The 22,204-nt window shown below is 39.7% G+C and carries 10 protein-coding genes; all 10 read right to left on the bottom strand.

What is annotated here, in order from left to right; genetic code table 11:
• Nucleotides 1-22: 22 nt before the first annotated feature.
• The 10 genes from O0931_RS04650 to O0931_RS04605 all read right to left on the bottom strand — a co-directional run bounded on the left by O0931_RS04650 (nt 23) and on the right by O0931_RS04605 (nt 22,198).
• Nucleotides 23-1,714 (bottom strand): alpha-L-fucosidase, encoded by a 1,692-nt coding sequence (locus tag O0931_RS04650; protein WP_269414384.1) that lies wholly within the window; start codon nt 1,712-1,714, stop codon nt 23-25.
• Nucleotides 1,715-1,755: 41 nt separating this feature from the next.
• Nucleotides 1,756-4,209 carry a glycoside hydrolase family 95 protein gene (locus O0931_RS04645; protein ID WP_269414383.1) on the bottom strand — a complete coding sequence of 818 codons (2,454 nt, stop codon included), beginning with the start codon at nt 4,207-4,209 and terminating at the stop codon, nt 1,756-1,758.
• Between the two features lie 290 nt (nt 4,210-4,499).
• A complete protein-coding gene (locus O0931_RS04640) occupies nt 4,500-6,197 on the bottom strand; it encodes a RagB/SusD family nutrient uptake outer membrane protein (protein WP_269414382.1) in 1,698 nt (565 codons plus the stop codon).
• A gap of 38 nt (nt 6,198-6,235) precedes the next feature.
• Nucleotides 6,236-9,319, bottom strand: coding sequence for a SusC/RagA family TonB-linked outer membrane protein (locus O0931_RS04635; protein ID WP_269414381.1), 3,084 nt, complete (start codon nt 9,317-9,319; stop codon nt 6,236-6,238).
• Nucleotides 9,320-9,708: 389 nt separating this feature from the next.
• A complete protein-coding gene (locus O0931_RS04630) occupies nt 9,709-11,856 on the bottom strand; it encodes a glycoside hydrolase family 31 protein (RefSeq protein WP_269414380.1) in 2,148 nt (715 codons plus the stop codon).
• Between the two features lie 9 nt (nt 11,857-11,865).
• On the bottom strand, nt 11,866-14,361 hold the full coding sequence (locus O0931_RS04625; RefSeq protein ID WP_269414379.1) for a glycosyl hydrolase: 2,496 nt from the start codon (nt 14,359-14,361) through the stop codon (nt 11,866-11,868).
• A gap of 338 nt (nt 14,362-14,699) precedes the next feature.
• Nucleotides 14,700-15,569 (bottom strand): AraC family transcriptional regulator, encoded by an 870-nt coding sequence (locus O0931_RS04620; RefSeq protein WP_269414378.1) that lies wholly within the window; start codon nt 15,567-15,569, stop codon nt 14,700-14,702.
• A 225-nt stretch (nt 15,570-15,794) separates the two neighbouring features.
• Nucleotides 15,795-17,225, bottom strand: coding sequence for an L-arabinose isomerase family protein (locus O0931_RS04615; RefSeq protein ID WP_269414377.1), 1,431 nt, complete (start codon nt 17,223-17,225; stop codon nt 15,795-15,797).
• 44 nt (nt 17,226-17,269) lie between these two features.
• On the bottom strand, nt 17,270-20,530 hold the full coding sequence (locus O0931_RS04610) for a family 78 glycoside hydrolase catalytic domain (RefSeq protein WP_269414376.1): 3,261 nt from the start codon (nt 20,528-20,530) through the stop codon (nt 17,270-17,272).
• A 195-nt stretch (nt 20,531-20,725) separates the two neighbouring features.
• On the bottom strand, nt 20,726-22,198 hold the full coding sequence (locus tag O0931_RS04605; RefSeq protein ID WP_269414375.1) for a RagB/SusD family nutrient uptake outer membrane protein: 1,473 nt from the start codon (nt 22,196-22,198) through the stop codon (nt 20,726-20,728).
• Nucleotides 22,199-22,204 lie beyond the last annotated feature (6 nt).

The following is a 22,204-nucleotide window of genomic DNA, read 5'->3' as shown; positions in this document are numbered from 1 at the left end:
ATTGATGTTGAAATTTAACCTATTATTCACTACCATACAGCTGCCATTCTAAAAGTATAGGTTGTGTATCCTGATTATGTATAGTGAGTTTAAAATACCTGGCTTTTACCGGTTTGAAATTTTTAATGATACCAATACCGCCGGTTGTTGTTTTAACTACAGGCAACCAGTTATTACCCTGTTTATATTCTAAAGTGATTTCTTGTTTTTTATCTTCCCATGGATGCCATGGTTCATCTACGATAAGCGTCGATATATTAAAATCGGTATTTAAATCTAATTCCAGCACAGCATCTTTTTGTCCTTTTGCAGCCTCCCATTTTGTTAACCTGTTTCCATCTAAAAGATTTTTTGCCATGGCATTTGTTTGTTCTGAGGATGCCGTTATTTTTTTACCGGCAACAGGTGATGGTGCTACGTTTGGCTCACCGGTGAACTCAACAACCACAACTGTATTTATCGTATCGGGCAATTGTGCAGGAAGCATGAGCTCGAGGTTTTTTCCTGACCGCTTTGTCCGTAACAACTTGGTCGAATCGCTTAGTAAATATGCCCGGCTAACTTTATTTAACATCGGTACTTTTAACTTACCATCCACCGGATTATCGAAAACATGTAAATATAGTTTTTGCTGTTTACGGGTTGCCCTGCCCCATGAAAGAAAAGGAAAAGGGCTTGCGGTGGTTCCATAAACGGATTCCCGATTTACTTTTAGCCATTTGCCGATTTCGGCCAGGCGTTCAATACTTACGGCCGGGATTTCTCCATGGGCATCAGGACCAACGTTCAGCAGAAAGTTACCGCCTTTACTTACCACATCGGTAAGGTTGCGGATAAGCGTTTTGGTACTTTTCCAATTCTGGTCGTTGGATTTAAATCCCCAGGTATCGTTCATGGTCATACAAGCTTCCCAATTGCGCCCAGGAAAACCCGTTGACGGTACAAATTGTTCCGGTGTTTCCGTATCGCCATTTATACCGCCACCTAACCTGTTGTTGGTAATTAGGTTTGGATGTTCTTTTACGATAGCTTGAAATTTCGCTGCACGTTCAGGCGTCATATTCTGTGGTGTATCCCACCATAAAATATCAGGCTCGCCGTAATTAGAAAGAATTTCTTTAACCTGCGGGATGGAAATTTTATCCAGATAAGCATCAAAACTGCCTTTCTGAGCATCGTCCCATGAGCCGCCACTTGCAGCACCGCCGGGATGTACCCAATCCTGCGCCTGAGAATAATAAAAACCAATTTTTATCCCGGCTTTTTTACAGGCTTCAACCAATGGTTTTAAAATGTCTTTTTTATATGGCGATGCATCCATAATATCCCAATCGGTAACTTTAGAATCGAACATCGCAAATCCATCATGGTGTTTAGAAGTGATGATAATGTATTTCATACCCGCATCTTTAGCCATTTTTACCCAGGCTTCGGGGTCATACTTATCCGGATTAAACTGCGGAGCATAGCTTTGATATTCCTTTACCGGAATTTTCGCCGTATTCATAATCCATTCTCCGATACCTTTTACAGGTTTATCTTTGTAAATACCTGCAGGAACAGAATAAATACCCCAGTGGATGAACATCCCAAATTTGGCGTCTTTCCACCATTCCATCTTTTTTTCTTCGTTAGGCGTATGCGTTGCCGTATTTTGGGCAAATACATTCACGAACCCGGCAAAAACAATAAGGGTCAGTATTAACTTTTTCATTGTGTGTTGTATGATTTTATAGGTAATTAATTTATTCTTTTTTATAAAGCAGACAATTCATATCGCTGTCCTGCAAGGGCCTTAAATTCATATAAATATCCAAGTGCTATTTTAGAAGTTTTAACTGCAGGCGAATTTTTAATTTTCAATGGCTGAGCAGACAAAACGCTACAGGTACCGGTTTTTTTTGCAACAATTTTAGAAGCTGATAATTTGTGGTTTGCCCAGCTAATGTCTACGGTGTAGGCGCCACGGGCAATCAGTCCATTAATTTTTCCATCCTTCCAGGCCTTAGGTAAGGCCGGTAGTAAATGAATATAGCCATCCTGACTTTGAAGCAGCATTTCAGTTAAACCGGATGTACCTCCGAAATTTCCATCAATTTGAAAAGGCGGATGTGCATCAAACATATTTGGATAAATTCCGCCGCCTTCTCCATAATTTATATCGCTTTCACGGGTAATTCTAAAAAGATTACGATACAGTTTATAGGCATGATCGCCATCTAATAGCCGTGCCCATAAATTTACTTTCCAGGCCAGGCTCCATCCTGTACCATCATCACCACGCAGCTCCAGTGTTCTTTTTGCAGCAGCTGAAAACTTAGGATCGATTAAAGGCGAAATCTGGTTGGCAGGATACAAAGCATACAAGTGAGAAACATGCCGGTGGTGGGGATCCGGAGATTCGAAATCTTTATTCCATTCCTGAAGTTGCCCCTTGCTGCCAATCTGGAAAGGTAATAGCTTAGCTTTCTTCGCGATAAGTGTATCCCGGAAAGCCTTATCAATATTTAAAATTTTACTTGCGGAGATAAGGTTATCGAAAAGATCTCTTATAATCCCAATATCCATCGTGGTTGAAACTGATACCTGCCCTACTTTATTCGGGCCGTAAATAAAGTCATTTTCAGGAGAAAAAGATGGCGCAGTTACCAAATGGCCTGATTTATCAGGCACGAGCCAATCCAGCGTAAAAGCGGCTGCGCCTTTCATTAAAGGATAAGCTGTTTTGGCTAAAAATTCTTTGTCTTGTGTAAACAGGTAATGTTCCCATAAATGACGCGTTAGCCAGTCGCCCCCCATTGCCCAGTTTGCCCATTTCGGATCGCCGGCTCCCAAATCGCCTACGGGATTTGCTAAAGCCCAGATGTCACTGTTATGATGGGTAACCCAGCCTTTTGTTTTATAAAATGAGGATGAAATTTTGCTCCCTGTTACAGACAGATTTTGTATCAGGCCAAAAAGTGGCGTATGCATTTCTGATAGATTACAGTTTTCTGCCATCCAGTAATTCATTTGCACGTTTATGTTTGTGGTATAGTTGGAACTCCATGGTGGACGCATTTCTTTGTTCCAAATGCCCTGCAAATTTGCAGGCACTCCGGCAACCCTCGAACTGCTGATTAATAAGTAGCGGCCATATTGAAAATAGGTCGCTTCCAGCTCCGAATCTTTTCCACCTTTGGTATAAGCTTCCAGCCTTTCGTCGGTAGGCATATTCGTTTTCGACTTTTCGCCTGCATTAAGCTGTAGGGATACACGGTTAAAATATTTTTGGAAATCTTTGAGGTGTGCTGTTAATAACACGTTCCATGATTTTTTTGTGGCTAAATCCAGTTTATCCTGAGCAAGTTTTTGTGCATTTAAATCCGGGCAATTGTTAAAGCCATTAAAACCGGTGGCGGCAGAAAGGTAAATTAATACTTCTGTGGCACCACGCACAGTAATTCCGGCCGTATCAAGTTTAATTGTTCCGTCATTACTAATTGCTTTTGTTAGTAATTCAAAAGGCATTCCGGCACAATCCTGCATAGTACCATATCGAATCGGATCTTTTTTATTGTCGACGTAATTGGGATCAACGTGTATCGGTGCATTTCCTGCAAGCGCTAAAATATTACCGTTTAAAACACTTTTACCCGATCGGAGTTGTGAACTGGAACCGATGGTAAAATTGAGCATTTTAGGTTTGCTTGCTGAAATTTTCATTACAATAACTTGGTCGGGTGCACTTGAAAAAACTTCACGCTTGTAGTTAACACCATTTACTGTAAAACTGGTTGTTGCAATGGCACGCCGAATGTCCAAATCACGCTTATAATTGGCTACCGGATGGTTACCAAAGTTTTGACTGATTTTTAAATCGCCTAAAGGCATATAGCTTTCAGAGTAAAGTCCCTGCATTTTCTGCGCAAGTTTTCTGGCAGACGCATAATCTTCATTAAATAATGCTTCACGAAGTTGAGGCAAATAAGCAGACGCATTCGGATTTACATTTTCTTTTACAGGCCCTCCTGACCAGAGTGTTGCTTCGTTTAACTGAAGTAACTCTTCATTTACGCCTCCATAAACCATTGCGCCAAGCCGTCCGTTTCCAATGGGCAGGGCTTCTGTCCACTGAACAGAAGGTTTAGTATACCAGAGTTTTTGCGCAGATGTTTGGTTAGTACTAAAAACCAAAAACAGGGCGCCTAAAAGAAAAAATTTATACATAGAATGATTATTTAACTTTGATAAAGATAAAATATATGAGGTTATATCATAAATCAAATTAGTTTTATATGCCCTTCACTTCGCCCAGTGCGAGCTGGTTTAAGATGCAATGTTATTAAGTTAAAGAGATAACAAAAAATAATTTACCCTTCGACAAGCTCAGGATGACAATTATTTTTTGTTATCTATTATAAAATGGTCTTTGACCGGCTACCCTTGCCGTTTTTGTTCAAATCGTCATCCAATAACTATCGGATGACGAGGTCATGGCCTCTTATTTAAAAATATTTTTAGTAGCCAGGGTTTTGAGGAAATGATCCTCTGTTTAAATCTATTTGCGATTGAGGAATTGGCCTCAGTAAAAACTTTGCATCCAGAATTGTTTTTCCGCCCTGCGCGGCCTTCAGCTCATCATTATATAGTAAAGAACGCGTAAGTAATTTATTGGTAGATACGCTTCCTACGGTTTCATACATGCGTTTCAACTCATACCACCTGAATTCTTCACCTACTAATTCCCTTGCCCGTTCTTCCAGTATTGCATCCAATGTAACCGTACCGGTATATTGCAGTTCTGTTGCATACAGAATTCCACTTGCCGGGTTGGTACCGGTTTTAGCGGCTCTGGTTCTCAGTACATTCATATAGGCCAGGGCTTTTGCCTGATTATTCAATTTCACATAGGCTTCGGCTGCGATTAAATAGGTCTCTGCAAGTCTGAAAACATATGTATCTCTTGCGCCTCCGTTATCTACATAACCACTTACAAAAGGGTCGCGAAACTTTTTAAATTGCGGGTAGTTGCGGACACCATTAAGGAAAGGAGATGTTCTGTATTCATCCGGATTGATGACGATATACTTTCTCAATGCTTTTTGTGCCGCAGTGAATGGTACTATCGGATAATATATCAGGGTATCGCCCACAGCAAAAGACTTATTATTATAAGTGCCGGCTACCTGTGTAAGAACCGCATCGTAAACCGTTGCAAGGTAACGGCTATCGCTGTTCTTATTAAACAGGCTAAAGAAATATGGGTCTGGTGCTAAAGCGTTATTGGTTTTACCATAAAACACACTTCTTCCCAATAATGCCGAATTTTGTACATCCCAGAGAAACCATTGCTGCAAGGTGTTTCCACCACCATTAAAAAGTGCATTTGTACTGTATTGAACAGAGAAAATCACCTCATTATTATTCTGATAATTTGGTACTGCCGGATCGAATAAATCGGAAAACTTAGTTTTTAAGGCATAAGTTCCTGAACCAATAACCGTTTCCGCTAAAGCTGCAGCCTGTGTAAAATCTGTATTGCCGCCTCCATAGGTTTTATAGCCCCTGGTTAAATAAACTTTGGCAAGTAAATGCTGTGCAAATCCTTTCGTGGCACGTCCAAAATCGGGTGTAGTGGCCGGTAAAACCGCAATTGCTTCATTTAAATCTTTAATTATCTGGTCGTAAACATCTTTTTCAGGTGCTCTTGTATAGGCAAGTGTAACACCTGTTGTGCGGCTAAGCACGATTGGTACGTCTCCGTAAGTTTCTGCCAGGTAGTAATAGTAAAATGCGCGGAGGGCTTTCGCTTCAGCGACCCTGGTGTTTACCGTGGCTGCGTTACCGTCGGTTACCTGTGTTGCCCAGTATATGGTATTGTTCGCAATATTTATCGCCGCATACATTTGGGTATACAAGGAAGCCGCACTTCCATTAAAGGCATTTAAATTTATGTTATATAAATTTTCCCCGTTATTATCATTGATGTTAGGTGTGCTATAAGTATCGGTACCCAGGTTAAAAAACGTAGGAAAATTAATTATACCCCTTAAAGTCGCGTAGTTTGACTTAGCCAGATCTTCAAAACCGGAAAACTTATTGTAATAGGTTTCGGCGGTGCGGTTTGCAGGATTATATTCATCTGTAAACTTTTTGCAACCTGTTATGCTGATTAGCAGCGACGCTGCACCAATCAGTATGTATTTTGTGCTCATATTTTTCATCATATCTAATATTAATTATGACTGCTATTTTATAAGGTTAATGTTAAACCGAACATGAAAGTACGGGTTCTGAAATCCTGGTTAAGGAAAGAGTTTCCGCTTGGATTTTCAGGATCCCAGCCAATAAACTTGGTGAATATAAAAGGGTTGAATGCATTGGCATAAACCCTGAGGCCTTGTATACCCACTTTATTTAACATGGTTTTTGGCAAAGTATAACCTAATGTAATGTTGCTTATCTTGGTGTAAGAACTATTCTGAAATTGGGCAACGGTTCTGGCATCTCCGTCTATTTCGATAGCGGTATTTGCCCAGGTGTTGCTTGGATTGGTAGGCGTCCAGTAACTTCTGTCGAATGCACCGAAACGTGCCCTGGTTTGGTCGCCATTCATCACCTGTTCCAGGAACACACTATTTTCAAACGTTCCCTGACGGGTATAAAGCGTTATACCCAAATCAAAATTTGCAAAGTTCATGGTACTGGTTAAACCACCAAACCATTTTGGCATATCACTACCGATAATCTGCCTGTCGTTTGGATCAATTTTTCCGTCGGGAACACCATTAGGTCCGCTTACATCCTCAATCTTGTACTGTCCTGGTATTCTTCCGTAGCTTTTTGCAGCATCAAGTTCTTCATTCTGCCAAACGCCGATAATTTTGTAACGGTAAACCACCCTTGATTTCTGACCGATAAAGAATCCATTTCCGACGTCGTCTTTTCCATCCCCATACAATTCAAGAATTTTGTTTTTGTTAATTGCAAAATTGAAATTGGTACTCCAGGTAAATTTATCTGATCTGATGTTTACTGTATTGATGCCGACTTCTATACCCTGGTTCCGGATAGAACCGAGGTTAGTTGGTGTATTCTGGTAACCATTTGCATCCGGAATTCTTTGATTTAATATCGATCCGTTTGTTGTTTTACGATATAAATCGAGTTGTAAACCAATTCTGTTCTTTAGGAGCTGCATATCAAGACCAGCATTGTATTCATCCGTTTTTTCCCAGGTTAAATCCTGATTGCCAAATGCCGGCGCAAATCCATTCGCACCGTTGCCGTTAAAATCATAAAGGGTTTGGTTTAACCTGGATTGCGTAATGTAAGGCTGAATATAATTACTTAGTGCCGCATTACCCGACTTTCCGTAAGACAGCCTTAACTTTAATAAATCTATTGCCTTCACATTGCTTAAAAAGCTTTCCTTACTGATTATCCAGGCAAATGCTCCTGATGGGAAATAGCCCCATTTACGGCCGGGTGCAAAAATTGAATTGCCATCTGCACGAATTGTGGCGGTGAATAAATACTTATCATTGAAGGTATAATTCGCCCTGCCATAATAAGATGTTATGTTCTGCCTGCTGTACCCGCTGCCAACTGTGATTACCGGAGCAATACCGTTTATCGTGGTTGCAGATTGTAAATTGTACCACAAAGAATTAAATGGAAGTCCTGTTGCAGCATTTGATGTGAAATCCTGCTGATGGTATTCAAATGAATTTCCTAAAGTTACGTCGAATTTGTGCTTTCCTATTTCATTGTTATAGATTAACAAGTTATCCCAGGTATAATTAACCCATTGATTGGCCGCCGTAGATGCGCTGTTAGGCAAAGTACCTAACCTGGCCTTTGAAAATGTATCGTTGAATTGTCCTTGTTTTTGCAAGGTGATATCCGGACTGAAAGAAGAGCGTATTTTTAGTCCCTTTATGATATTTGCTTCTGCATAAATATTTGGTAAAATATGCAGGTATTGTTGTTGCCTGATTTCATTTCTGAAATCGAACAGCGGATTGGTAATCTGTGCTTCAGATTCGTATGCGAAGAAACGTTCGGATCCATCGGCATTGTACGCACTACCGGTTGGGCGAAGGCGATAGGCACTTCTGAAGGCTTCAGAACTTCCCGGGTGTATATCTGCAAATGTTGCATACATAGATGCGCCTACTTTAAAAGTCTGATTTAGCGTTTTATCCAAACCCGCCTTTAACGTGTATTTTTTGGTACTTTCAGCTTTCATCGTTCCCTGATACAGCTGATAACCTGCAGCAATAAAGTAATTGGTTTTATCATCGCCACCGTTTATTGCTAAATTTTGGTTTGACGAAATACCATTTCTTTTAATCAAATCTATCCAGTCGGTATACGTACCATTAGCGATATTACTTAATTCAGTTGCCGAAAATATAGTATTATCTGCAATAGGTGTAGTTGGGATGGGTTGATTATTCCGGATTGCCGTAGCTCTTGGCAATTCGTAAAAATAATCGCGAACATAATTTACAAAAGTTGGTCCATCCATTACCGGAGGTAAATTGTAAGGATTTACAATACCTACAAAGGCATCGTAAGTAATTTTTGTGGTACCTTTCGAACCCCGTTTTGTCGTAACTAAAATAACACCGTTCGACCCTCTCGAACCATAAATAGCAGTTGATGATGCATCTTTCAGGATATCGATGCGCTCAATATCTGATGGGTTAATGTCATTAATCGGGTTGGTTGCACTACCATTTTGCCCGACAGGTATTCCATCTACTACATAAAGTGGTTGCGTATTTCCGGTGATGGAATTTGCACCCCTGATTTCGATGCTGAAATCAGCACCCGGCTTTCCGGAACTTCTTTTAATATCAACACCCGGCAACCTGCCCTGCATAGCCTCCTGAGCACCCGTAGCACGTGCTTTTGTAATCTCTTCAGATTGTAAAGAGTTTACCGTACCGGTAAGATCTATCTTTTTCTTCGTACCGTAACCAATAACCACTACGTCGCTCAAATCGTTTTGACTTTCTGCCATGGTTACATTAACGGTACTTCTATCACCAACAGCTATTTCTTTTGGGTTTGAGCCAATAAGCGTAAATACCAAAACAGATGTTGGAGATGCGGAAATGGTGTATTTACCATTCGCATCAGTTGAAGTTCCCAGCTGGGAACCTTTTACCTTAACGGAAACGCCCGGAATGGGTTCTCCTTTGGTATCGGTTACTTTACCCGTTACATTGGTTTGGGCAAAAGCATAACCGAGTAGCAGAAACAGCTGCATCATCACAATAACTGCAACCTTGCAGCCTTGGAAACAATAAAGTCTAGATTTACTCATAATTATTATATTGGTTAGTTAAAAGATTAGCAGATTTATCAACAGGATTACCTACTGATTTATCCGTAAAAATATATTTGGTTTTGTGATGTGTAAGTTGCCGAAAAAAAGATAAACGTTACAATAACATTAATTATTTATTTACGTAAACGTTTAAGTGAATTTAATCCTGTTTTATTTTACATAAAATACTGATTTTTTGTTGTTTATAAATTAACGATATGGATACAGCTGCCTGAAAAAGTTTTTAACCAACGTTAAAAAAGTTTAAATGCATTCAACATGTTGCAGAATTCGTTATTTTAGTTTTAACTAAAATCTGCAAAATCACACGATAATTGGTTGATTTGTGAATAGTCCTTGTAAATCATCTGCTAATAAATGATATCTTAAAGTGTCATCATTTTATAACTAATTTTACCTGTAGAATTCGGTTTGTTTTTCTGCCCATCGCTTATACTTCCTGTTAATTTGCCTTTGATTTTTGAAATTTTTACCGTTCTTATGCTATAGTCTCCTTTTTCATAATTATAAGTTTCGCCATCATCGTCATAAAGTTGATATGTGCCGGGCTTGGAGCCATAATACCTGAATTCGATATCCACTTTCTCATCGGTTTTTGGTGCATGGAGCATCGGCTTTGTCATCGGGATTATGCCGCCATCTTTTACGTATACAGGAATCTTCGCTAAACCCGGAGTTGCCGTAATCACTTCTCCGTCCCCGGCATATTTTCCGGTATAAAAGTCGAACCACTTTCCTTTTGGTAAAATAACTGTCCGGCTTTTTTGACCCGTAAACACAGGTGCTACAAGTAAATTCCCGCCCGCCATATATTGGTCTTTAATTTCTTTTGTAATAGCTTTTGCGTATGGATTTTCCTCCAGGTTGTTGTTTTTAATTTCCTGAGCTGGAATTATGTTTTGAAAACCATCTTCTAAATTCATCGCCCTGAACGGCGGAATGCCCTGAAAATGATACTTGGCAAATTCGCTGTACCAATATGGCATCATTTCCATTCTTAATAATGCAAATTCTTTTATAATCGGAGCCACTTCCGGATATGTCCAGGGTTTGGTTCCACTGGCCCATGCGTTAATCATTGCCATCGGCGAAAATACGTTTGACTGAAAGCGTCTTACCCATTCTTCAGGACTGTTCGATGCCCTTACTTCCGGTGTCCATAACACACCTGCAAAACCACTGTTAATTAATGCGGTTATAAAATCCTGATGGTTATAATAATCGTTGTATATAACGTATGGAAACGAAACCCCGCCTGCATTTGAACCTCTTACTAAACCATACGTCCTTATATTTTTCTGTTGGTATAATTCCGTCGTGTAACGCTGCATCAGTAATCCGTAAGTCTGTCGCATTTGCTCCGCAGAAATTCCGGATGGAAAAGTCGCCAGGTCTGGCCATAAATAACTGTCGCCGCCATCAACTTCATCAATCTTATAACCGCTGATGCCTATATCTACTTTGTTTTTGTTTAATGCGTTAAATAAAAAATTTCTTGCGCTGTCTGTTTTAAGATCAGGCACCAATCCGGCCCAAACGGTGTGCGACGCGGTATAGGGAAATATCTTTTTATAGAATGGTGCATCAGGAGAAACATAAGGGTTTATCCATAAATTGAGCCGGATATTCTTCTGCAGCAGTTCCTTTACCATTTTTTCAGGTTCAGGAAATCTTTTTTTATCCCACTCAAATGTATTTGGATAGGATTTACTTTGCCAGCCGGGTTCAAGTCCGATAAAATCGAGCGGGTAGCCTTTTTCTTCGAAATCTTTTGCTTCCTGAAATACGCCTTTTGCATCTGTCATCCGCTCTACCCTTTGTGTAAAACCTAAACCCCAGCGTGGCGGTAAACAACCTCCGCCATTAAAAAGGTTAAACCGCTGAACAGCATTCAAGGGTGTTGGTCCGCCCATGACAAAAACCTCTACACCTTCTGCCGGCACCAAAATTTCGACACCATCTGAATATGGATGCGGATCCCAATCCGGATCTGTATTCCTATCCTGCACCTTTGGCGGGTTTTTACTATCCCGCTGAACTGCCGAACCGGCGTACACTTTCAGGTAACGGGCGCTATTTATAAATACACCGTAGCCTTTTGATGAGACATAAAATGGTGTTGGCGAATGCGTTCGTCCGTTGTCGCTTCCGTTATAATGATCTACATGAAGTTCAAGAATTTTTCCCCTTTGATTTACGGTTTTAAAATTAAGCCCGAAGCCGAATATCTGTTCCGATTTTTGCAGGGGAAACTTAAGATACGTTTTGCCGTCTACAACCTTTGTGGTAATATCTGTTTTTGAAAGGGGAAAATTAGATTTCTCCAGCTTCAGCAGGGCCTCGTGATAAGGCGCAACACCTGATGCTGTAAGAAGATTATATTTTTCAGGATTTCCAACGGTTGTTTTCCATACGCCCGGCTCCACCTCTGCCCATTCCAATTGCTGCGCATTAACCTTAATGCCAACGAAACATATGAAAAAAACCAGGGTACTGTATTTTATTATATTCATGTAAACGGATTACTTATTTTCAGAATTAACAATGCGAACCGGCCCCAATAAACCGGAAGGGATTAAGGCAGAATCTTTGGTAAAATAATTCCAGGTTGTAAAAGTATACCGGCCTTTTGATGGGCGGGGTTTATTGTTTAAAAACCAATCCGGAAATTCTTTTAAAAATGAACCACTATTCATGTGGCCAGGAAGCCATTCCATATCTGCTGGTTCCTGCTCATCGCCGATTAAACGATTGGCCCACACATTGGTTACGGCAATTTCAATCTTATTATTTGTTTTCTTTAACAATCCCTGAGGAATTTTTAAATGCCATGGTGCTGTCCAAACCACCCCAAGATCAACATTATTCAGTTTAATACTAGCGATATGTTTAACAATACCTAAATCGAGCATTAAATCCTTGTTATTCTGATTTAGATATGCAGCGTCAAAAAGCTTTGTATATACTGCGGTACCACTATAATATTTAATACCATTTTCTGCATTTTTTGTCCAGTCGGTTAACGCTGTAAAACTAACCGGTTTTTTTGGACCGCCCCATGCCTCATCGAATTTTACGCTCCAGCTACCATCAAGTAAGCCAAGTTGTTTCGTTACCGGAAAATTCGTTCCGTTTAATTTTTTTCCTGAAGGTTTTCTAAATACGATAAAATAACTCTGGGAATCTTCAAAATTAAGTGGAATGCTTGTAGAGCCATTTAATTCTTCAAATTCAGGAAGATCACGCATTGTGCCTGTTAAAGGATCCCAAAGTTCGGGTTGCTTTCCGGAAACACTAAAGCTACATTTTGCATTTCCGGGCGCCCGGTTTGTATTGGCTACAAAATAAATATCAATGCCGTCTGCGCTCCTATGGATATGATTTATATCTGCATTTCCGGTTTTTGCGCTAATGATAAAATCATCTTTAGCATCGTGAATCCTTCCCCATTGCAGTAATGCCTGGCACCGTTTCCAGTATTCAACCATCGCCTTACCGGGTTCCCACCAGGTTTGCGTACGGTCAAAATGCGTTCCCCACTGCCCCATTGTTGCCCCTGGTTTATACTTATCATCCCAGGGTTGCTGAACAAAACGGTGTAATATTAACCGGTTTACGCCTGCACAAAAAGATGCATCGCCCATCGATTTTATCCACGCCGGTGTTTCATCCCATTTGCTGTCTTTAGGATCGCCGGTAAAAGCTTCGGCCTCAATAATATTCTGCCCTGATTTTCTTAATGCGGCAACCGTTGGATCTAATTCATAAGGTGCATATTTCCCTTTATGTGTCCAAAATTCCGTCATTACTTTCCCAACAAAAGGCATAATTTCATCTTGCCTCCACGGACCTCCATAAGGCTCTGCTAAGAAAGTGAGGTTGGCTTTTTTTAGTTTTTTGGCAATGGTTGCAAAATATACATCTCTGTACAAATCTTTTATGGTTGCACTGAAATCATTTTTAAATTTATCAGAATCTTCATTACTTCCTACTGTGCGCTTAGCAAAAGTTGCCAGGTAAGGAAGTAGGTCGTAACCTCTTCTGGCGGAGAATTCTTCCCGCATTTTGGCGGTCCAGCTTGGGTCGCCTGCCTCATAGCTATCGAAGTGAACATGGGTAAAGCCATTCCCTATCAAATCACCCAAATGTTTTTGTATTTCGCCGATTACATGATCCATATGAAAATCTATTGCTTCCTGGCTCATTTTGTCGCACTCTAAACCTGTCGCTTTCCATTGTGCCGGCTGAATCAGCGTACCCGTAGTGGTGTGTCCAAACCGGTAAATAATCCAATCCCCAGCCGGAGCATCCCATTCCAGCTGTCCGTCGGCTTTCATTTTGGCGGTTAAATCAATAACATTTTGCTTTGCTACAACACCGCTTGCCGGCAGCGCGATCAATGCAATATCCCTGTAAAATGTATTCCGTTCTTCAATTTCAGGTTTCTCAACCAAACCTGTTTTTGGATTATATATCGGCCATGGTGTATTTCCCCGCGGATTTACCTTAGGTTTATTAATCTTTAAACTAATGTGTTTACTTCCCGTAATGGCAGTCTGCCCCCAGCAAATTTCCTGCATAGACAACTCCGGTGTTATCCATGGTCCTCCGCTCGACTCATAAGATGGTCCGTTAAACATGCCGAAATCCATATTTAATCGCTTCGATTCTTCTGCAGCATGGCGAACCAGTTTCCACCAGGGTTCTGTCCAGGAAATTAATTCAGGTGTAGGGCTTTTATTTATTTCACCTGCCCAGGGTGTTGTAACATCGGCCAGACTAAACATGGTTGTTCTGTTAAACCCTTCTTTTTTAAGGGCTTCCAAATCTTTAGTTATACCTGTTTTACTCAGGTTAGAACCCATCCACATCCATAATACACCAGGCCTGGCACTTTCAGGGGGATTTAAAAAAGCTTGCTCAGGATTTAATTCATCTTTAACCTGCGCTTTTGAATGGAGCGTGAATGTCAGCGTTATAAAAAATAAAAAGAAACGTGTGCAAACAGGATTAATCATAATATGTTCGTTTTAAAAAAAACTCTTTAAATTTTAATCATTTATTTTCATTTCTTAAAAAACAGTCTCCCGGCTATTACGTGTTCATTTATTTATAAACAGAATCTATTTCAGAAAGAACCAAATTGATAATCATGTGTCGATTCAGGTTCTGGCGTTTTATTCTCATATAATAGATTTTGACAGGTGAAAATTCTTTTTCCCTACCCGTCAATAAATTTGGTTAGCTGTTACTTATTCAAAGAAACAAACTTTACACATCGGAAATTTGCTGAAATTGACAAATCATTAAACGATATTAACATATTAGTTAACAAATCTGTGCAACTATGTTAATTTCACTTTATGTTGTGGTGGTGTCTATAGTCTTTCGGAGTCATTCCGGTAACTATTTTGAAGTTTTTGTGAAGACAGGAAAAATTATTAAATCCAGATTCATGGCATATACTCTTCATATTTAACTTGTTATCAAGTATTAGTTTACATGCATAGCCTACCCGCATATCTGCCAGGAATTTCATAAATGTTTTTCCGGTTCGCATTTTAAAATACCTGCAAAATGAACTTACAGACATGCCGGCTATAGAAGCTACTTCATCGAGTTCTATCTTATTTTTAAAGTTGCTGATTACGAAATTGTATATGTTATCCATTCGTTCGTTTTCAGATTCTTTAAAATCCTGTTTGAAGCCAATACTGGTTAGCAAAGTTTGTGTTGGAATTTTGCTAATCGTATTTAAGCATTCCAATAGGCGTATTATTCTTACAATTCCTTCTGAAGCATAAATTGCTTCAATCTGGGTTGCTATTTCAGTAGCATCATCGGCTTTTATCAGAATACCTCTTTTCGCCATTTCCAATAAAGATCTAAAATTGCCAACTTCGGGCAACATTAGAAACCGGTCGCCTAAAAAATTTTCAAAAAAGTGAATAACCGTTGAATACGGTGTTTGATTATCTTTATCGTTGAGAAAACAATTATCATATTTCCAGTAATGAGGCAGGTCACGCCCAATCAGAACAACGTCGCCGGGACCAAAATTCCGGATATTGTCTCCTACAAACTGCGTTCCGGTTCCCTTATGGAAAGTAATGAGTTCGAGTTGTTTATGATAATGCCATCGATTATTAATATTTGGATAAAAATCTTTTCTTACATTAAAAGACTGGCTCTCTATGTTGATAATATTAAGGTGTTGAGGTTTCATAAAATATGTAGTTAGAAACTTGTCGTTAACGGATTAAGCCCCTATTTAAAGACTAATTACGTTGAAGCCTGTAATGCGGTTTTTTTACATCCCTTGACAATATTCACTTTTTAATTATTAAAAAAATTAAACTTTTAAAAAGGCTTAGCTATAAGCTTAATAACGCTTAATTTATTAATGGTAATATTCTTTTTTTAACCAATAAACAGATAATTCAAAATTCGCTTAGCAGACTTTTACAACCTGCATATTTAACAACGCTCCAAGCTTTTCAATTTTATCAGCAATATGCCCGATACCTACGGCGCAATGGTGTGCTGGTCCGTTTGAGTTCCATTCATTTACAAATTTCCTTGCGCCTATACTAAATTTATAACGGCTGTTGGTATTGCCAATCTGTAAAATCGGACCGCTTACAGATTCACCTTCAGCTACTAAAAGCATTAATTTTCCGTCTTTAGTTTCCGCAACAGAAAGTAAGGTTACCGGGCCATTTTTAACCGACATTTCTACAGAAAGTCCGCTTCCAACTTTTCCGTGGTAAACTTTTAATGGTTTTACTTTAGTTTTTCCTTCAGCAATTGCAATATGGCCGGGGCCGTCATGCCCCATAAGTACAACATCATTTTTAAAATCCATTGCATAATACTCCGTAAAAGAGCCGCCTGCACCAAAGCTGTCCATAATTTTCATGGCCTGTGCATTCTTAATTTCATATTCACCTGCAACAGGAATTCCCCGGGCGGTTAATAAAGAATTTCCAAGAATAATGGAACTTATGGTATCTTCATTTTCCTGATTACCTGTGCCCTTATAGTAGTAAGCCATCGAACCCAGTTTATATTTATCTACTAATTGATCAAGTGCGACTGATGTTTTAGCGGCAGCAATTAAAGCTTCTGTAGAGCAATCACTTTCCACGTCAAACTGATTTCTAAAATGTTCTATACGCTCGTTAATTTCAGTTTCGCTTATCGTTTTTCTTAAAGCAGCTAACTCATCAACTTCCAGCAATTCGATGTGCCCACCAAAATGCGCATATTGCTGCGTTTTATCGGTGTAGATATCGAGCATCCCGCTGTAGTAATGCCCCATGCAACCTAACCGGTTGTACGACATTATGCTGGCAACTCTTCCTGCTTCTATCCACTGGGCAACTTCGTTCCAGCACTCCTGATCATCGTGGAGCATACCTGTAATCTGGTAGAATTTTATTCCGGTTCTGTTAAATACATTGGCAATTTCCGGTACCGGACAAGCAGAACAGTACGCCAGCCATTCACCGGTCATTTTTACCCTGTCGTCCAACTGATTAAACTTTTCATAATCAATAGCGGGTTCCGGAGAAATATTTAAGATAATAACCGGAACTTTAGCCCGCTGAACGATAGGCAAAACGGTAGATGACAGTGCGTATGTACTTACGTACAAAAATATAAGATCTACCTTTTCTGCTCTAAACCGATCGCCGGCTTCGAAAGCTTTATCGGTGGTATCTATTAATCCAAGGTTAAGTACATCAGCATGTATAGCGGAAATCTTATCTTCGACAATAGAAAGATAACCTTTTAATCGTGCTTCAAGGCCTTCAAATTGATCCCAATAAGTATCTAAACCGATGCCAAATAAACCGATCTTAAATGTGTTGTTATTCATAGTATTTCATGGTATTTGTTTGGTAAAATATTAGTCAGATAAAATCAGGATTTATTTTTTATGAGAAAGTGATAAATGCCTGATTTGGCTTCAAAAACTAATTTATCTGATTCGGACTTTATAAATTTTAATCCTTTAATAGTATTTACCGGTAATCCACTTTCAGTAATTAATTTGCTATCAGAACAAGTAATGTAAATAGTTGCTGTTGTATTTGCAGGAATGGTCACATCAAGATTAATTCCGTTTGATACGCGTTTCCAGCTGCTATAAATGTCTCCGCTTATTGATTTGAATTCGCCGTTTACCCAATTCAGACCTTTAATGAAAGCCGGTTTAATAATTATCTTCCTGAAACCAGGACCGGATTCATCGGGGCTTATTCCAACTAAATCATTAAAAAACCATTCATTAATTTGTCCCGACATGAAATGGTTTTGCGAACCAAAATCACCTACACCGGCGTCCCATTTTTCGGTAAGGCTGGTGGCACCTTTTTTTATCTGATAACCATATCCTGGTTTATCAGACTGGTTGTTCATGTCGTAAACGACATCTGAACGACCACCATCAGCCAGCGCTCGTAACAGAAAGCGATAGCCTACTTCACCGGAGTTAAAACTGTTGTTGTTTTTACGAATGGTATCAACCAGGGCATTAAATAGTTTTGAACGGTTTTCGGGTTCAACCAGATTAAAAAACAAAGGCATGGCACAGGTTGTGTTCGAACCGGTGGCATATAAACCCGTTTCTTTATTGTAAAACTTCTCGTTGAAAGACGTGCGTATCCGATCACTTGATTCCTTAAAAAAAGCAGCATCTTTATCTTTACCAAGTTGTTTTGCTACATTATACATAATCAGGTTATCGTAATAATATATGGCCGTTCCGGTGAAAGGCTCAGGCGTTAACTGAGAACCCCATGCCGGTTTCGGACCGATATCATACCAATCGCCCAGACCAATCGTGATGATATTATCCTTAGCCGTTGAAGCCAAAAAGTTAACATAACCTTTCATTCTGTCATAATAACGTTCCAGCAAGGAGATATCGCCCGAAAACAAATATTGCTGCCATGGAACGATGATAAAGGAACTGCCCCATTCTGTTGAATTGCGCATACCATTACTTATATCAGCAGAACCGGCAATAAAATATTCAGGCGCAATGTTCGGCACAAAACCACTTGGTTCCTGTGCATCTGCCATGTCGCTCATTGTTTTTCTAAATAGCGGTGACATATCGAAATTATACCTCAGAGACGGTCCGTTTAAATGATTTTCTTCCAGCCAGCCCATTTTTTCGCGATGAGGACAATCCGTCATAAGACTTTGCATATTGCTTCTTTGCGCCCATCTTACCAAATCATAGATTTGATTAAACAGTTTGTTTGAAGTGGCAAACTTCCCGGTAGGTGTAGATGAGGAATGTACAATCAGATCTTCCAGCTCGTTTACAACCGGTAGTTTACTACCTTTTTTAGCCGTAAATAACTCTACCTGTACATATCTTGCACCCTGATAAAAGAATTTCGGTTTCCAGCTTTCCTTTCCCTTCCCTTTCAATGTATATTGCCACCAGGCCGGCCTTACGCCATCCTGCGTAGCTGATTTACGATCGATAAGTCCATTTTCACCTAAAAGTTCTGCCGGCGTAATACGAACATAATCTCCCTTTTGACCGGTAACTGTGAGTTGTGGCATCATGGAAGCATTTTGTCCGAAATCATAAATCCATAGGTTGTCTTTAATTTTTTTAATTTTAACGGCTTTCTTAACCTCAATCACTTTTACCTGCGGGGCAGCGGATGATAAACCTTTTAATTTACCTCCGGGTCCTGGGGTTTCGATAGCCTGACTCCAATTGTAGCTTGTTTTAAAGTTGGGTTTGTTCCAGCCATCAGCTTCGAGATTGGCATCATAATCTTCTCCTCCAAACATATTTGAATAGGTTATCGGTCCGGGTGATACCTGCCAGGATTTATCTGTACCAACCGTTTTTACCGTCCCGTCCGAATATTCTAAACGTATCTGTGCGATAGCTTTTAACGGCCCATAAGCATTAAGAAATTTCACGTAACGTATTGAATCGGGTTGAATGTTATACATCCCGTTTCCTAAAATAATTCCGACAGCATTATTCCCTGTCAAAAGTCGGTCTGTAATATCGTAGGTGCTGTATAAAATGGTTTTCTTGTATTCTGTCCATCCTGGTGCAAGTAAATCTGAACCAACTTTACGGCCGTTTACACTCAATTCGAATTCAGACATACCGCTAATGAACACAACTGCCCTAACCAAGTTCGACTTTACTGCAAACTCTTTCCTGAGCGACATTGATGAATAATTTGGAAGCGATTTGCGGTCTTCAGGCTCGTCTGTTATATTCTTCTTTGTCCATCCGTTTTTCTCACTACTTTCTGATGCGTCTACCGGCATTCCTGCGGCTATATTTTTTCCATTTGAAAAAACTTCCATCTGCCTGAGCGCAAATTGAAAACTGTTACCCCATTTCCAAAATTTATTTGCGGTTAACCTTACAAATCTTCCTGATGTATTTTTAACCGGAATCGATAAAGGTTTCCAACCAGGGTTTTTTAATCCTGTGGTGGTATAATCTGCGATGATAACAGGATTAGAGAATTTTTCATCATCGGCTATTTCTACTTTGAAGCGTGAAGGAAAACCGTATCCGGCACGATCTTCGAAAAACACCGGTGTTAGCCGCACCGACGATATCGGAGCTGATTTTTTCAAATCAACCTGTACCCATTTTGTTTCCGTATCGGATAAGCTGGTTTCCGCACGATAGCCAAACGGCGTAAGTGCAAATTTCTCAGCACCCGCGGCACTTATCCAGTTTGCATTCCATTCCCGATCGGCTAAAATACCCATCGTCCAGGTCGCTGCCGAACTCCACTTAGAAACATTCCCTTTATTATCCCATATCCTTACCTTCCAAAAATATTTCCTTCCTGATTTTAATTTTGAACCTGAATACTTAATGAAAGCCATTTGGCTTGAATTTACCTTACCTGAATTCCATAAGTTTCCATTGTCTTTTTGTAAATCCTGCGCTGAACCAGACACAATGATTTGATAAGCAGTTTGCTGAATATCCCGGCTGGTCAGATCAGAAGTTATGGTGTAACTCAAACCAGGCTGAAGCACATCTATACCGAGCGGATTACTGTACAGCTCACATTTTAAATTTGCAGGTTTTAATTCTGCCGGTTTTGCTAAGCAAACGGCATTCGCCACGATTATAAATAAAAAGGCTATAAAATATTTCCGGAATTGATGCATAACATGAGGTAGAAAGGATATGGAGAAGATATTAATAAAACGATAATATTTTCTCCATAAAATTTAATTTAAAAAATTGTATAATTTGTAAAAGAGCTGGTAATATACTCAGGTTGTTATCCTGAGCTTGTCGAAGGACTTATAAAAGTTTAATAAGTGTTTCGACAAGCTCAACATGACACATTTTATCTAATACTAAAAATAAGGACTTAATGCCGCTTCTGAAGCCGGAAGTGGAAACAATAACCTGATATTTGTATAAGATGAAGGTGATGGCGTTATGCCCGCAGGGAAATAATAGCTTTGAGGATTTGCTTTAAATCTTGTTCCAAAAGCCTTCATTACCTGATCAGCATTGCCCGTTCTCACTAAGTCTAACCATCTTTTGTTTTCAAAAGCCAGTTCTACCCTTCTTTCTGCTAAAATTGCATCCCTAACTGCAGCCTGACCAGCAGCAATGCTAGGCGCTAACCCTGTACGTGGATTAGCCCTAACCATATTCAGATAGGTTAATGCATCTCCAGGTCTGTTTTGCTCATTTGCAGCTTCCGCTAAGAATAATAAAACTTCAGCGTAACGGTAAACCGGCCAGTTATCATTCGTGTTGTTGGTGTTTGCATGCGCATGGGCATATTTCTTGATATAAGGGTAAGTAACACCACCGGCAGTCAGGTAACCAATTGATGCGTCTTTACGTTTGTCATTTGGTTCGTAAGCTGCAATAATATCCGGTGTTGGCAGGTTAAAACCCTGTATGGTTCTTGGAACTTCCGGTATCCCGGTTACCGCGGTAATTTCTGCAGCAGAAATCGGCTGAACCAAAAAGGTATAGAAGAAATTACTGGCCAAACCTTCGTTACCTTCTTTAAACTGTACTTCAAAAATAGATTCACTATTATTTTTCTGTGAAGGACTAAAAACGTTATTGTAATCTGATAAGAGGCTATATCCGGTTACCTCTTTCAATATTGTTTCTGCTTCAGCCCATCTCTTTAAAACAATGTAAACGTTTCCAAGTAAGGTTTTAGCTGCGCCTGATGTTGCGCGACCAGCTTCCTGTGCAGCCTTATTAGGCAATAAAGTTGCAGCTTGTTTTGCATCAGAAATAATCTGATTATAAATAGTTTCTACAGTAGAAAGTGGTGCAGAAGTTTCATTCAACGTCGTTACCGGCTTTAAGTGAATTGGAACCTGACCGAAATACTGAACTAAATCAAAGTAAGCAAACGCACGTAAGAAATAAGCCTGCCCTTTAATGTTGTTCTTTGATGTAACATTAAAATCCACCCCATCTATAGGATCCAATATCTGGTTTGCCCTGGCAATAATTGAATAATCTGTAAAGTATTTGTTTGCGGAAACCGGGCTATTGGCATCGTCGGTAAAATCTTTAATATATTCCGATTGAATTGAACCCCTGTCATTAGGGTTGTATTTGTAAGTGGTGTTATCAGAGCGTTGTTCGCCCATTGCCCAGGCACCGTTATTACCGCTGTATAAAGCTCTTAAAGGTGCGTAAGCGCCATTTATAGCCTGTTGGAAATCACTTTCAGATTTAAAGAATACTGCTGTACTTAATGAAGTTTTAGAAGGAATCTCTAAAAAAGATTTCTTACATCCTGCCAATGACATTACCAGGATAAATGATAAAATTATATTTTTTTTCATGATTGT

This window comes from Pedobacter rhodius, from assembly GCF_027213645.1.
In the GTDB taxonomy this organism is placed as follows: Bacteria; Bacteroidota; Bacteroidia; order Sphingobacteriales; family Sphingobacteriaceae; genus Pedobacter; species Pedobacter rhodius.
Note: the sequence above shows the minus strand (reverse complement) of the source record. Positions and strands in the feature narration are given on the sequence as shown.

Excerpts from the sequence above, each read along its gene's own strand:
- O0931_RS04650 (WP_269414384.1), bottom strand. The coding sequence starts at position 1,714 with ATGAAAAAGTTAATACTGACCCTTATTGTTTTTGCCGGGTTCGTGAAT.
- O0931_RS04645 (WP_269414383.1), bottom strand. The coding sequence starts at position 4,209 with ATGTATAAATTTTTTCTTTTAGGCGCCCTGTTTTTGGTTTTTAGTACT.
- O0931_RS04640 (WP_269414382.1), bottom strand. The coding sequence starts at position 6,197 with ATGAGCACAAAATACATACTGATTGGTGCAGCGTCGCTGCTAATCAGC.
- O0931_RS04635 (WP_269414381.1), bottom strand. The coding sequence starts at position 9,319 with ATGAGTAAATCTAGACTTTATTGTTTCCAAGGCTGCAAGGTTGCAGTT.
- O0931_RS04630 (WP_269414380.1), bottom strand. The coding sequence starts at position 11,856 with ATGAATATAATAAAATACAGTACCCTGGTTTTTTTCATATGTTTCGTT.
- O0931_RS04625 (WP_269414379.1), bottom strand. The coding sequence starts at position 14,361 with ATGATTAATCCTGTTTGCACACGTTTCTTTTTATTTTTTATAACGCTG.
- O0931_RS04620 (WP_269414378.1), bottom strand. The coding sequence starts at position 15,569 with ATGAAACCTCAACACCTTAATATTATCAACATAGAGAGCCAGTCTTTT.
- O0931_RS04615 (WP_269414377.1), bottom strand. The coding sequence starts at position 17,225 with ATGAATAACAACACATTTAAGATCGGTTTATTTGGCATCGGTTTAGAT.
- O0931_RS04610 (WP_269414376.1), bottom strand. The coding sequence starts at position 20,530 with ATGCATCAATTCCGGAAATATTTTATAGCCTTTTTATTTATAATCGTG.
- O0931_RS04605 (WP_269414375.1), bottom strand. The coding sequence starts at position 22,198 with ATGAAAAAAAATATAATTTTATCATTTATCCTGGTAATGTCATTGGCA.